This window comes from Tenacibaculum profundi (assembly GCF_057162725.1).
The window spans coordinates 3,464,688-3,478,263 of the sequence record NZ_CM169894.1 but is presented as its reverse complement, the minus strand read 5'-3'; the positions used below and the strand labels follow the sequence as shown (position 1 = coordinate 3,478,263).

Sequence of the window (13,576 nt, the reverse complement as noted above, 5' to 3'; positions counted from 1 at the left end):
AATTTACATCAAATAATATTATTAAGTGACCATCGCTTAATCATGAAAAAGAAAGAAATCCATGTAAAAACATCAGCAATATTTTGTTGATGTTTTTTTTATTCAAACTAACCTAAAACAAGTCCAAAATCACTTATTCTGGATGAATTCGAACTCCTATTTTTTCTTTATAGTTTAACTTTGGAGTGAAATCGTTATTTAATGATATTGATTTCTTAAGGGGAAAAATCACCAACCTTTTAGGTTGGTGTTTTTATTTGAAGTTTACTATATTGTAACCAAATTTAATACTTGTGAAAAATTTTTGTACCCTTTTACTTCTGATCTGCGTATGCCAAATGCAATCTCAAGAAGTCGCTATTTTAAAATATCAAGGCGGTGGTGATTGGTATGCAAACCCGACAGCGTTACCCAATCTTATAAGCTTTGTTAATACTTCTACGAAATGCGCTATTTCAAAAGAGCCCCAAGTAGTCACTCTAAGAGATAATGCAATTTATACATATCCTATAGTTTTTATGACAGGACATGGAAACGTTTATTTCGACGACCAAGATGTACAAAAACTAAGAGATTATTTAATTTCAGGTGGGTTTCTGCATATTTCCGATAATTATGGCCTTGATAATTATATTAGAAAAGAACTTAAAAAAGTTTTCCCTTCCGATAATTTTACTGAGATTCCCAGCACTCATCCTATTTATAACCAGACCTATAAATTTCCTAAAGGACTTCCTAAAATACATGAGCATGATAATAATACCCCAAAAGGACTTGGAATTTTCCATAAAGGAAGACTTGTAGTGTTTTATGATTACGAATGTGATTTGAGTGATGGTTGGGAGGATCAATCAATTCATAATGATCCGAAAAATATAAGGTTAAAGGCACTCAAGATGGGGTCTAATATCATTGAATATGCTTTTACAAATTAATAGAATTTGCTATTAGGATAAGTTAGTTATTTTAATGTTTTATAGCTTTGTCTCTTTTCTACAATAGAATATTTCTTGTGATTTTCTAACCGATTTTAACGAAAAAACAACTTATATGGATATAGACTTCTTTATAATAGCATTTTGAAGGTCTGCTTGAATTTTTGTTCTCATATTGCTTTTAACAAGTCTGCGATTTCTTGCAGTTGGGTATACTCGATTTGACAAAAATACATATAGAATACCACTCTGAGGATCAGCCCAAGCATAAGTTCCCGTAAAGCCACTATGACCAAAACTTTCTTCAGACACACAACCACAAGTTGGTTTTTCTTCTAATTTTATTTGAGGCTTATCAAAACCTAAACCTCGGCGCACCTTTTTTTCTGCATAATATCTTTTATTAAATTTATCGATGGTCTCTTCTTTAAAATACCTAACTCCTCCATATTCTCCTTTTTGCAAATACATTTGCATAATTTTTGCGACATCATTTGCATTTGAAAATAATCCTGCATGTCCTCCTACTCCTCCTAACATTGCCGCCCCCATATCATGAACGAAACCATGCAATAACTGCTTACGAAAATAATGATCTATCTCGGTCGGAACGATTTCGGACTCCTTAAACTTTTTCAAAGGCAAATATGATGTCCTATAAGCTCCTAATGAATTGTAAAGCAGTTCATCTACAATAATATCAAGTGGCTTATTATATTTTTTTTCAATAATTTCTCTTATCATATAATACCCCAAATCACTATACTTATAGCCTAAATTACTTCTTTGATCTGACTCTTTTATTTTTTTACTTATAGAGTCCTTATAGCTATTTACTAGATACAAATTATCGGCAACCTTTATACTAAACTCTTCAGACCACCTATCTCTGTAAAACTTTTTTAAATTCTCTCCTGTTTTCTCGTGCTGCGTTTCTAAATAAAACGGTATCCAAGACTTTAAACGACCATAATGTGATAGTATTTCTTTTAAAATAAGTGTATCTTTATTTGAATTACGGTACTCAGGTAACAAATCTCCTATACTAGAAAAAAGACTTAATCTTTTTTCCTCTTCTGCCTTCATTACAGCAGGTAACGAGGCTAAGATTTTGGTTAATGATGCTAAATCATAAATATCGGAATTTTTCACCTTTTTTTTCTTCATAGATGTGTGGTATCCAAATGACTTATAATAAAACACTTTACCATTTCTAGCCGCTAAAATTTGGCCCCCAGGTGTCATTTTTTTTTTTAAAAGCGTATCAATTCTTTGATCTATTTTCTTTAATTTTTCCGAAGAAACTCCTGCTTCTTCAGGAATTGTATACTGTAATCTATTTAGTCTAGATTTTTCAATCCCAGTACCCACTTTGTAAGAATTAATGCTAACAGGAAGCCTTCCTTTAAGTTCGAAAGCTCCAAATAAAGCCTGTGCTGTCAATTCTTGTGCTATTTTACTGTTCTGGTACGCTAAAACAATAGTTTCTATATCTTCTTCAGCAATACTTAAAAGGCTATATGGGCTTGCAAAATTACATAAAATCACATTACATTCACTTGCTATTGCACGGAGCCATTTCATATCTTTTTCAGAATACTTATAACTCTTCCATGGGTTTTTATTAGACTTATGAAAGCCTACAATTACTGTATTAAATCCTTTTAACTTTTTAAGAAGTGTTTTCAAATACTTACTTGATACGTTTTCAACTTTGGTATAATTCTTTAACATAGATAAAAAATCATCACCTTTATCATCTCCCAAAGACACGTAAGCTATTTTCTTTTTTTCTAAATGTTTAAAAGGAATATTGTTGACTACATCTTTAATCACAGTAATTGAATTTCTTACTAATTTTCTGTGAAGCATCTGATCTTCTACACTATTGATGTCTTTATGAAGGTTCTCAAGTTTTGAAGGACTATACTTATTCAACCCAACCAGGTATTTTGCTTTTAAAATTTTTCTTACTGACTCATCTATCCTTTCTTCTGTTATCTTTCCATTTTTTATTGATGCTTTTAATAATTTCAATGTACCCTTGATATCAGATGGTATTAGCAATATATCATTTCCTGCTTCAATTGCAGCTATATTAATTTCAGCAGAGGTATTATAATTAGCTGCCCCTTTCATATTTAATCCATCGGTTATAATCAACCCTTGATAACCTAGTTCATTTTTCAACATATCTGTTACGACTACTTTTGATAATGAAGATGGTAAATTAACATCCTTCTCAATTTGTGGTAAACTTAAATGCGCTACCATTATGCTAGCTACACCACTATTGATAACTTTTTTATATGGATATAATTCAACTGAATCAAGTCGATCTTTAGAAAAATCAACTATTGGTAGTTCAATATGTGAATCTGATGCTGTGTCTCCATGACCAGGAAAGTGTTTTGCACTTCCAAGTACACCAACTCCTTGCATACCCTCTATAAATTGAACTGCTTTTTTTGCAACATTTTCTTTGTTTTCTCCAAAAGATCTATTTCCTATAATTGGATTATCTGGATTTGTATTAATATCTACTACAGGTGCAAAATTTATATGAACACCTATTCTTTTACAATGTTCACCTATCCTTTTACCTGTTTCTTTAATTAATTCGTCATCTTGAATAGCTCCTAAAGTCATATTCCAAGGAAAACGAAATGCTTTTTTAAGACGCATATCAAGCCCCCATTCACCATCAAAACCGATTAACAAAGGTATTTTCGCTCTCTCTTGGTAAAAGTTAGTTAAAATAGTTTGCTTACGAGGAGTTCCTTGCATAAATATTAAATTTCCAATATGATATTCAGTAATCATTTTTTCAATATGAGCTTTGTGCTTATCATCTCTATTAGAATAAGCCTGAATCATAAACATTTGACCTAGCTTCTCATCAATTGTCATGGATTTCATTATGCTATCTACCCATTTATCTTGAAGCGTAAAATTGTTAGACTTTAAAGGATCATTCCCTTGACCAACAACAAACATAGATAGCATTATAGCTAACAATAAAAATATTTTTACTTTCATGGATTTATCTTTTTCTGTTAAAAATCAATGATCATACCAAAAACCTTTTGTGCCAACTTTCATTAACAGCTACTTCCCATTGATTTTCAAAATCATTTTTTGTGTTAACCATATTATTAAATACAGTTGTTTTTCCCGTTATTTTTTGTTTTTTGATGTAATCTTGAAATTCAGATAACTTAACAACGTTTATATGCCCTCCATCTTTAAATGAAATATTCATCTTATCCATTAAATCTACTTGTAGTTCAGATTCTAATTCCTTAATAAATCTTACAGAAGCATCTATCGAACAACCAGAGACATTATTAAAACTTTCGTCAACACACAAAATTAAAAAGTAACCATACTTAACTATATATGAACCTTTTAAATCATCTCCATGTCTAGTCCAATTGTTTATAAACATCTCTGCTTTTTTACTGATATGCATTACCTCTTCAGCTGTAAGCTCTCTATCAGACTGGTAAACCCAAACTCTCGAGTCATTGGGTAACTCATTATAATTTACATACATTGTTTTTAATTTAACACCTAAAAAATTATTACCTTACATTAAACTTTGCTTGCAAAGCTTTTAATTTTTCTTCATCTGACATCACTTTTCTTGGTTTTGTCATTCTCTCTTTTATTTGTCTTAAAACCTTTTTAGTATACAAAGGAAACTCTGCATTTTGAATCCATGAGTTATAACCTGGATTTTCTTTTAGTACTTCTTCTACTGTCCTTCCTTTATACTTTCCAAATGAAAAAATTTCTTGCCCTCCATCATCAAAAAGAATAAACCCAGCAAAATCAGCTCTCTCTCTATGAGATGAAAACTCACTTAAAGCTTCAACTGAGTTTTCAATATCTGAATATTTCTCAAGCTGTGCTTTTAAAATCTCATAAGTTGCTAAAGTATCCGCCTCAGCAGAATGTGCATCATCTAAATCTTTACCACAATAAAATTTATAACCCGCGCTCAATGTTCTTTGTTCCTTTTTGTGGAATATTACTTGAACATCTACTGCTTTTCTATTTTCCATATCAAAATCTATTCCTGCCCTCAAAAGCTCTTCTGCCAATAAAGGAATATCAAATCTATTAGAATTAAAACCAGCTAAATCAGCTCCTGCAATCATTTCGTTAACTTTTAATGCTAACTCTTTAAAAGTTGGCTCTGACACAACTTTTTCATTTGTAATCCCATGAACAGCTGTAGCCTCCTCTGATATTTGTATTTCCGGATTTACAAGCCACGTTTTACTTTCTTTATTACCATTAGGAAATACTTTTAGAATAGAAATTTCGACTATTCTATCTGTTGCTATATTAATTCCTGTTGTTTCTAAGTCGAAAAATACGATTGGTTTTTTTAAGTTTAATTCCATTATTTAATCTCATGAGATCTTTATTCTTAATCCCTTTTCTTTTATTTGTTATTTAATTGTTTTTTAAAAAATTCTAATTTATCAATAATATCTTTAGGTAATCTAGGCTCTTGAAAATTACACTTTTCCATTTCAGTGCATAAAATTTTTGCCACTAAATATCTCGCAGTCGGTTTATCATCAGCTGGAATAATAAACCAAGGAGCATAAAATGTAGATGTTTTTTTAATAGTATCTTCGTAATATTCTTGATATTTATCCCATAATTTTCTCTCTTCTAAATCTCCTTCAGAAAATTTCCAATTTTTTTCAGGGGTATTCAGCCTCCTTAACAATCTACTTTTTTGTTCCTCTTTAGAAAGGTGTAGAAAAAATTTTAGAATTGTAGTACCACTTTTTTTTACATGATTTTCAAATTGATTTATTCTGTCTATTCTTTCATTATAAAAATCATCATTAATATCATCAATATTTTTAATTGATGGAATATTTTCTGATAAAATATATTCAGGGTGAACTCTTGTTACCAAAACATTTTCGTAATGAGTTCTATTAAAAACCCCTATTTTTCCTCTTTCAGGGAGTGCGATATAATGCCTCCACAAAAAATCATGTTTTAATTCTTTCTCTGTTGGAACTTTAAAGCTATGAACAATAACTCCCCTTGCATTAACATCTTTAAATACTTCGCGAATTAAACTATCTTTACCCGCTGTATCCATTCCTTGTATGCAAATTAAAAAACTTCTTTTACCCTCTGCATACATCGTATCCTGGAGTTTGCTAATTTTTTTTCTTAGTACTTTTAATCCCTTCTTTGCGTCTATTATTAGCTCTTTGGTTGAAATTTTATTCAAAGAAGATGTATCAGAAGCTCTATAATTATTTACGTCCATGACCTGTTTTAATGATAGGATAAAAATACTAAAATTAAAGTGTTTTATCGTTTATTTACAGTTGCTATTTAAACAGTATTTTAAAAACTATTTTGACAAATTTCTAATTATTCAGTACTTTTATATTACAAACATCAAATACAGGAATAAAACAAATATTAAAATAAAAATAGTATTCGAAAAGTCAAAGAATTTGTCAATTTCTATTCACATATAAAAAACCCGCTTTCAGTTGCTTAAATTTAAAATTATGAAATCTTTTGGAGCCTATAAAACAGCCCCCCTCCTATAAAATATAAAAAAACATCAACAAAATCTGATGTATACCTGTTTGAAATCTTAGGTAAATAGTATTCAAAAAAAATAGAGTACCCAAAGCAAACATATAATATATATATTGTGGGGATTATAAAAACATAGTCACGCCTTAACCTTCTTATTAAAAATAAACAAACTAAAAGAACTATAGGGACTATCAACAAATCATTTAAATAAAACTGAATAATTGTTGGTAAAGGAATTTCTAATTTTTGTAAACAGTAAACTAATAGCCCACTGATACAAGAGAACAAAAAGTACCCAAAAATATACGTTTCTCTTTTCAAAATTTAATTTTATCCTGCTGCAACCATAGCTATGAACCAAGCCAAAAAAGCCCCTACTGCACTAATAATTAAGAAAACAGAATGTAGAATCCACCCAGCAATTTGATATATAAAAAATGGATGTCGAATTAACCGAATTGCTAATCCTGGATTTTCAAGCTCTATTTTAGCTAATTCTATTTGTTGTTTTTTAAAACTCTCTTCTTTAAGTTTTTTTTCTTTTTTAAAAGATATCAGGGCACCACAATTTTTACAATTCTCTGAATTTGCAGAAAAAAAACCACAATACTTACACTTTATTAGTGAATTAATTTTAGACATTTTGCTTATCAAAAGAATACTTATTTTTTCTTTTAAAAGGCCTTATGATAAGCCTAGTTTCCCGATCGAACCGTATATAATTATATACCCAATTCATAAACACAATTACTTTATTACGAAACCCTATTAATGAAAATAAATGTACAAACATCCATACAAACCAAGCAAAAACCCCTTGAAACTTTAATTTTGGCAGATCTACTACTGCTTTATTTCTTCCAATAGTAGCCATTGAGCCTTTATCAATGTAAACAAATGATTTTTGCAACTCACCTCTTAAATCCGATATAATATTATTAGCCAGCAATTTACCCTGTTGAATAGCAGGTTGTGCCATCATAGGGTGCCCTTTTTTAAACTTATCATTTTTCATGCATGCCACATCTCCAACTGCATAAATATTTTCATGCCCCAACACTTTACTAAACTCATCTACGCCAATTCTATTTGATTTAACATCGATAGAATCAACTGAAATACCCTCTATGCATGCTCCCTTTACACCTGCGGCCCAGATAACTGTCTCGGCTCGAAAATTATCCTCTCCATTAGTAATCACCGTACCGCCATCATAATCTAAAACTCTTAAATCTTTCCATACATCTACCCCTAATTTTTTTAAAAAATCTTCTGCTTTTTTAGAAGCTTTCTTACTCATTCCTGCAAGTAAATTATTACCACTTTGAATAAGATTAATTTTCATTTGTCTTATGTCTAAATCAGGATAATCCTTTGGTAAAATACCTTTTTTCATTTCAGCCAATGCACCTGCCAATTCAACTCCAGTTGGACCTCCTCCTACAATAACAAAATTCATAAGAGCTCTTCGTTTTTCTAAGTCAGATTCAAGTAACGCTTCTTCAAAATTTTCTAAAATTAAACTCCTTATGTTCAGCGCTTGTGGAACTGATTTCATTTCCATTGAATACTTTTCAATATTTTGGATACCGAAAAAATTAGTTTTTGACCCTGTTGCCATTACTAGAATATCATAATTTAGAGATCCTATAGTGGTTTCAACATTGCATGTTTCTGGATCAACCTTTAGAACTTCAGCTAATCTGAAGTAAAAGTTTTCTACATCATTAAACCTTTTTCTCAGTGGAAACGCTATACTATCGGGTTCCAACCCACCCGTAGCTACTTGATACAATAAAGGCTGAAAAGTGTGGTAATTGTGTTTATCAATAAGTACAACTTGTAGTTCTTGATTTTCTAATCCTCTAGCAACAGCCAATCCAGCAAAACCGCCTCCAATAATAAGAACTCTTGGATAACTGGTTTGGGGTATATTCATAAATTATTTATTTATTAACAAAGTTAATAAAAACAATGATTCTATTGATATTAATAAAATAATTTAAATCACAATACCAAAAAATACATAACACACTGTATTACAACAAATAATCTTTCGTGACAAAATTTAAAACTTTCAAGCATCAAAACTTTACCTTCATGACATAATCGAGTTAATACGCCTTTTTTTTATTGAAATTTGAAGATATCATAAACGATTAAAAACCAATAAACATGGAAACACTTATCTCATACGCTACGCACGAGCCCGTGGTAGCTGCGTTGCAAGAGATTTTATCTGAAGATCCAAAAATGTCATTAGCACTTGAATCTTCATTAAATATTGCTGATAGAACAGCAAAGAAAAAACTTAATAAAGAATTATACAAAGCCATAGATCATGTTTTCCAAGGAAACGGATGGCCTACTACTGTTACTCACTATTTAGATTATCTTGATCTTTATGTACGTTTAATACCTAACGAAAATATCGATCCAGAATATCCCAATGCCTGGAAAAGCACTAATCAAAAAAATGGATACAATCAAAAGGTATATGATCTTTTGTGTCAATTTCATTGGCTTATAGATCAAAAAATACCTGGTACAAATTTATCGATGTCTAGTTTTGAAAAATTTGCTAATTGGTTAGTAGATTTTTCTAAAACTTGGGGAAGCTTTCTTGATACAGAAGAGTCATTAACAAAAGAAAGTTTATTGTCGTTTAAGCACGATCCAATGTATAACTTTCCTCTATACGCTAATGATGAAAAAAACTGGAAAACATTCAACCAATTTTTCTACAGAGAGTTTAATGACGTAGATCCTGAAACTGGAATAAGTCCTTTAAGACCTATCGCTGAACCTATGAACAATAAAACAATTGTGTCTCCAGCTGATTGTACTTACAAGCAACACTATCCAATTGATGGTCAAGGAAATGTTCTTGACAAAGAAGGAATCAATACTCGTATTTCATTAAAGGGTACTCACAAGATTGGAACAATCAATGAACTTTTAAAAGACAGTGAATTCGCTTCTGAATTTTATAATGGTACTTTTGTTCATTATTTTTTAAGTCCTTTCGATTACCACAGATTCCATACTCCTGTAAGCGGAAAGATACTTGAAATTAAACCAATTGAAGGAAAAACCTACTTAGGTGTTGAATTGATGGAAGACGGTCAATGGGATGCTCCTGATAATGCTAAAGATGGCTATGAATTTAATCAATCGAGAGGTTTAGTAATTATGGATGCTGGACCTGAAGTTGGTTTAGTTGCTATTTTACCTATTGGAATGAGTCATGTGTCAGGTGTTGATATGTACACTGACTTACAAGATAAAAATGTTGTAAAAGGACAAGAATTTGGTAAATTTAAATTTGGAGGATCAGATGTTATTATGTTATTCCAAAAACAACCAAAAGACTTATACTTATTTAAAAACGATCCTGAGCAAAACCCTATTCATTTTCAGTACGGTCAAACTGCTGTTTACTGCAAATAAAAAGACCCCCATAAATATGTCTTAAAGCATGTAGGCCTGGTACTATTTTAGTATCTGGCCTACTTTATTTTAATTAAAATCAAATTATTACAAACCCGTTGCGCATTTTGAAAAAGCCACACAAATAATTAAATATCAGTAATTTGAAATTTAAATACTTTAGTTTACATGGTCAACTTTCAAGTAAATTACGATAAAATACTTAGGGTTTTAAAAGAATTAGACTCTAACATGAATTATTTATATCAAATTCGCAAACCTAAACTTAGAATAAAGAAATAATAGCTATTGATTTAACTTCATAATATGTAAGTATGATAGTGAATGTCAACTTTTCAGAATACTTCCATGTAATTTATTAACAAAAATAGAGCATAGCATCTATAATAAACGAAAACGTAAATTGTTTTATTTCAAGAAATCACTTCGTAAATCTATGGTTCTTAAACTGAGTCAATCTGCATAATGTTATATTGTTGATAGCATACCTTTAGAGGTATGTAAGCTATCGAAAAGTTCTAGAAGTAAGATTTGTAAAGAGCAAGACTATAGGTTGCCTGAGAAAGACTATTGCGCTAGTCAAGCGAAGATACAAACTTCACGTCTATTCTGTACAAAGCCTTATAGAAAATACGGATATTAGTCCAGCTTCGGCACATAATATCAATTATTTAAAAAATATTAAATATCAATTCAAAGATTGTACCTTGTTAGAAGTTAGAGGATATTTATCTGCCGACTATCAACTAAATTTATTTGAAAATTATAATATCAGAATACAAACTCCTGTGAGAATTAACCAATATAACTATAAAAGCAACATTATATATTTAAAAAATCTAAAAACGAATAGAAACATTGTTTTCCAACTTTATGATCAATTTATGATTAGAAAAAATTATACTTAATCTTTTGAAGTATTTAAAAATAGAATATTATCTAGAATTACAGTAATGACAGTAATTCAATTCGTTAACAGGCTTGAACATGAATAGGTTTTAATTCAATAGAAATATTAATAAACTGAAAATTAACACCACCTTAATGCACAGCGGGTTAGTATAAACACTCTTAAATAGTAAAAGTTCTTTTTTAAAAAGTAACGTATTCTATGAAATCCCATCAAAGTCATTTTAGATTAAGATATAAAATGCTCCAAACAAAAACAACGTAACCCAAATTAGTAACATTATACTCTTACAATATATTTTACGAATAAACCATAACTGAGATTCTAGAGTCTAGAATAACCATAAAAAGGCGGTCAATGGTTAAAAAAGTATACTTTTTTGAATTAATATTAACTCATTGAATAATAAATTACCTGTCTTTAAACAAAAAACCCTCATAATTATATGAGGATTTTTTAATTAATCAGGATTATTGTTTTGATTAATTTATCTTATTTTTATAGCACTATATCTAATACTTGTATTACTTACAGGAACAAACGTAAAGACTAAATTCACAAAATTATCCAATTTTGCAGGTTGATCTACATACAACCCGCTAGGATCAAAAACAACATCTAACAATGGTTGTATAAAAGGTAAAATACCCGGAGCATTTGAGCCCGTTTGAGTCAATATCATTTTTTTATCCACAATTTGCTTTGTAAAGCCAACTTGAATAACTCCAATGTCAGTTTCAACTTCAAAAATTCCACTGTCCGAAATTAAATTAATAAAATTAATTTGTCTTATTTCAAAAGGATTAGCACTATTCAACCCTTGTAAAAGATTAATAAATGCCGGTGAAGAATAATCTGGACTAAAGTTAGGACTATTGTATGCTGGTTGATGAAACCACAATACTGAGGGTAATTCCAGATAACCATCAGGTAAAATAGCAGGTGCATTAACGTATTTAAGTGTTATTTTCACTCCATTTGACTCCGCTATAAACTCATCAGTAACTGCATCATATACAAAATCAGATAAAACACCACCACCGTACTCAATTGCAGGTTTAATACTAAATCCATTTTGAGTAGGACTTAAACCAAAATCAAATTTTTCTTCACCACCATTTTCGGTTATGTGCACTGCTTGTACATATCTTCTATTTTCATTAAAATTAAATGAAAATATTTTTGTTTCTCCTTCAGACTCCAGTATCATATCCCTGTATATTGATTTGAGTGGATTTTGTATGATATTATCAGCTAACATGTCTCTATTTGCCGTCAATACAGTAGTCCAATCTATCCCTGAATCAACTTTCTCAAAAATCAACTCTTTAAAATTCTTCACATCTCTAAATACTAACTTATCTTCTTCAATACTATATATTGAAAATTCAAAAGCACCCAAATAACCTTGACCACGCAATCCAGCATCCGGAAAATTGGTAGCATCAGATAATTCATGAATTCTTCCTTTAGTCGAAAAACTTAATTGCACTGTTGCCCCTTCTGAAATATTATATTGGCTAATTGTAGATGTTAAGTCACTTGTAAAATCAGAGGCCATCTCAACCATTTTCTCATCCGTAAACTTAAAGAAAAAAGTAAACCCTCCTAATACTTCCTCATCAGTAAAATATCTAGCTATCCATCCATTTTCCGAAGACATCAGTATATTTCTTAATTCTTCAGTTTTTTTTGTTTTTCTAACAGTGGCAGATTGATCAAAAAGAGCCCCGCTATCATCATCTTGACATGCGTTAAACAATAGCAGTGTCAATGCGATAAAAATAATTTTCTGTATATATAACTTCATAATTTTCATTTTTTTTAAGGAACAATCACTTTGTCTACATTAGCGGCTACTACTGCTTGTAATTCGTATAAATCTATATTAAACTCTTTTTTGTAATAATCTACCACAAAAGCCTCCTTAATCCTTAAATTTTGCTTTGCTTCATCACTTGTTATACCCTCAATAATAGCATCATAACTTGACTTATCATTAGAAAGCATAATATTTACCATCTCAGCAAAGTCTTCAAAAGGATTTGATCTTGCATAGGCAGTAATATACCCCAACTCTCTTGATCCCGGAATTGTTTCATTATACCATTGTGCTGTATAATTACCTGGTGTTATTTGAGAATACGTAGGCTCGTCAAAAGGAATTGTTTGATTTAAAATATGTACATATTCATGCTGAATGGTTGATAAAAATTGCATAATACTTCCAAGATTATTGGAATCTCTATCAGAGTAATCAATCGTATCAACATTAAAAAAAACAATTTTTTTACCCCCTTCCGCGAACCCTAGAGTAATGGTCCCTGAAGGATTTAAATTGAACCCACCAACTAAAACAATACTTCTAGGAGCAATAATTTTCACAAAATCTTCTCCTCCTACTTGACTATAAGAATCAAGCCATATCGTTTTAACAGCCTCCATTGCTTGCTTTACACGTTCAACTTTAGGTGGAAATAGAAACCTATTAAAGTCAACTTCATCATCATCCCATTCATATTGAACATCAATATTATAAGGAACAACAAAATTATCCCTCAACCACACATCCAACTCTGTTAATACTGGAGTTGAAGTATCTAAATCACTAATAGTAACCTTTTCTTCTGTATTACAAGAAACACTTAAAGTTACAACAAATATTAATAAAATTATTTTTTTCATACTA

10 protein-coding genes and 1 pseudogene are annotated in these 13,576 nt (G+C 30.4%); 3 read left to right on the top strand and 8 right to left on the bottom strand.

The window, feature by feature from the left end:
• The first annotated feature begins 338 nt into the window (after positions 1–338).
• Positions 339–935, top strand: a complete 597-nt coding sequence (locus AC2GW8_RS14055; RefSeq protein ID WP_440880504.1) for a DUF4159 domain-containing protein — start codon at positions 339–341, stop codon at positions 933–935.
• Positions 936–1,046: 111 nt separating this feature from the next.
• Here the strand turns inward: AC2GW8_RS14055 and AC2GW8_RS14050 are convergent, their stop codons facing one another.
• From AC2GW8_RS14050 to AC2GW8_RS14025, 6 genes are all read right to left on the bottom strand, one after another.
• Positions 1,047–3,974 (bottom strand): serine hydrolase domain-containing protein, encoded by a 2,928-nt coding sequence (locus AC2GW8_RS14050; protein WP_440880503.1) that lies wholly within the window; start codon positions 3,972–3,974, stop codon positions 1,047–1,049.
• 31 nt (positions 3,975–4,005) lie between these two features.
• A complete protein-coding gene (locus AC2GW8_RS14045) occupies positions 4,006–4,491 on the bottom strand; it encodes an ABC transporter ATPase (protein WP_440880502.1) in 486 nt (161 codons plus the stop codon).
• Between the two features lie 28 nt (positions 4,492–4,519).
• A complete protein-coding gene (locus AC2GW8_RS14040) occupies positions 4,520–5,347 on the bottom strand; it encodes an exonuclease domain-containing protein (RefSeq protein WP_440880501.1) in 828 nt (275 codons plus the stop codon).
• Between the two features lie 41 nt (positions 5,348–5,388).
• Complete coding sequence (locus AC2GW8_RS14035; RefSeq protein WP_440880500.1) at positions 5,389–6,243, bottom strand: PPK2 family polyphosphate kinase; 855 nt, start codon at positions 6,241–6,243, stop codon at positions 5,389–5,391.
• A gap of 614 nt (positions 6,244–6,857) precedes the next feature.
• Positions 6,858–7,169, bottom strand: coding sequence for a hypothetical protein (locus AC2GW8_RS14030; RefSeq protein ID WP_440880499.1), 312 nt, complete (start codon positions 7,167–7,169; stop codon positions 6,858–6,860).
• A complete protein-coding gene (locus AC2GW8_RS14025; RefSeq protein ID WP_440880498.1) occupies positions 7,162–8,466 on the bottom strand; it encodes an NAD(P)/FAD-dependent oxidoreductase in 1,305 nt (434 codons plus the stop codon). The genes AC2GW8_RS14030 and AC2GW8_RS14025 overlap by 8 nt, the downstream gene beginning before the upstream one ends.
• Positions 8,467–8,702: 236 nt before the next feature.
• Between AC2GW8_RS14025 and AC2GW8_RS14020 the strand changes: the two genes are divergently transcribed.
• Both AC2GW8_RS14020 and AC2GW8_RS14015 read left to right on the top strand, forming a co-directional pair.
• The gene (locus AC2GW8_RS14020) at positions 8,703–9,977 is read left to right on the top strand and encodes a phosphatidylserine decarboxylase (protein ID WP_440880497.1); all 1,275 of its coding nucleotides are present in this window, start codon (positions 8,703–8,705) and stop codon (positions 9,975–9,977) included.
• Positions 9,978–10,145: 168 nt separating this feature from the next.
• A pseudogene (locus tag AC2GW8_RS14015) lies at positions 10,146–10,979 on the top strand (transposase family protein).
• Between the two features lie 395 nt (positions 10,980–11,374).
• Here AC2GW8_RS14015 and AC2GW8_RS14010 read toward each other — a convergent pair.
• Entirely contained in the window at positions 11,375–12,697 is a 1,323-nt protein-coding gene (locus tag AC2GW8_RS14010) for a DUF4302 domain-containing protein (protein WP_440880496.1), read from the bottom strand.
• Positions 12,698–12,711: 14 nt separating this feature from the next.
• The gene (locus tag AC2GW8_RS14005) at positions 12,712–13,572 is read right to left on the bottom strand and encodes a substrate import-associated zinc metallohydrolase lipoprotein (protein WP_440880495.1); all 861 of its coding nucleotides are present in this window, start codon (positions 13,570–13,572) and stop codon (positions 12,712–12,714) included.
• Positions 13,573–13,576: the final 4 nt, after the last annotated feature.

Excerpts from the sequence above, each read along its gene's own strand:
- AC2GW8_RS14050 (WP_440880503.1), bottom strand. The coding sequence starts at position 3,974 with ATGAAAGTAAAAATATTTTTATTGTTAGCTATAATGCTATCTATGTTT.
- AC2GW8_RS14035 (WP_440880500.1), bottom strand. The coding sequence starts at position 6,243 with ATGGACGTAAATAATTATAGAGCTTCTGATACATCTTCTTTGAATAAA.
- AC2GW8_RS14055 (WP_440880504.1), top strand. The coding sequence starts at position 339 with ATGCAATCTCAAGAAGTCGCTATTTTAAAATATCAAGGCGGTGGTGAT.
- AC2GW8_RS14010 (WP_440880496.1), bottom strand. The coding sequence starts at position 12,697 with ATGAAGTTATATATACAGAAAATTATTTTTATCGCATTGACACTGCTA.
- AC2GW8_RS14040 (WP_440880501.1), bottom strand. The coding sequence starts at position 5,347 with ATGGAATTAAACTTAAAAAAACCAATCGTATTTTTCGACTTAGAAACA.
- AC2GW8_RS14020 (WP_440880497.1), top strand. The coding sequence starts at position 8,703 with ATGGAAACACTTATCTCATACGCTACGCACGAGCCCGTGGTAGCTGCG.
- AC2GW8_RS14025 (WP_440880498.1), bottom strand. The coding sequence starts at position 8,466 with ATGAATATACCCCAAACCAGTTATCCAAGAGTTCTTATTATTGGAGGC.
- AC2GW8_RS14005 (WP_440880495.1), bottom strand. The coding sequence starts at position 13,572 with ATGAAAAAAATAATTTTATTAATATTTGTTGTAACTTTAAGTGTTTCT.
- AC2GW8_RS14030 (WP_440880499.1), bottom strand. The coding sequence starts at position 7,169 with ATGTCTAAAATTAATTCACTAATAAAGTGTAAGTATTGTGGTTTTTTT.
- AC2GW8_RS14045 (WP_440880502.1), bottom strand. The coding sequence starts at position 4,491 with ATGTATGTAAATTATAATGAGTTACCCAATGACTCGAGAGTTTGGGTT.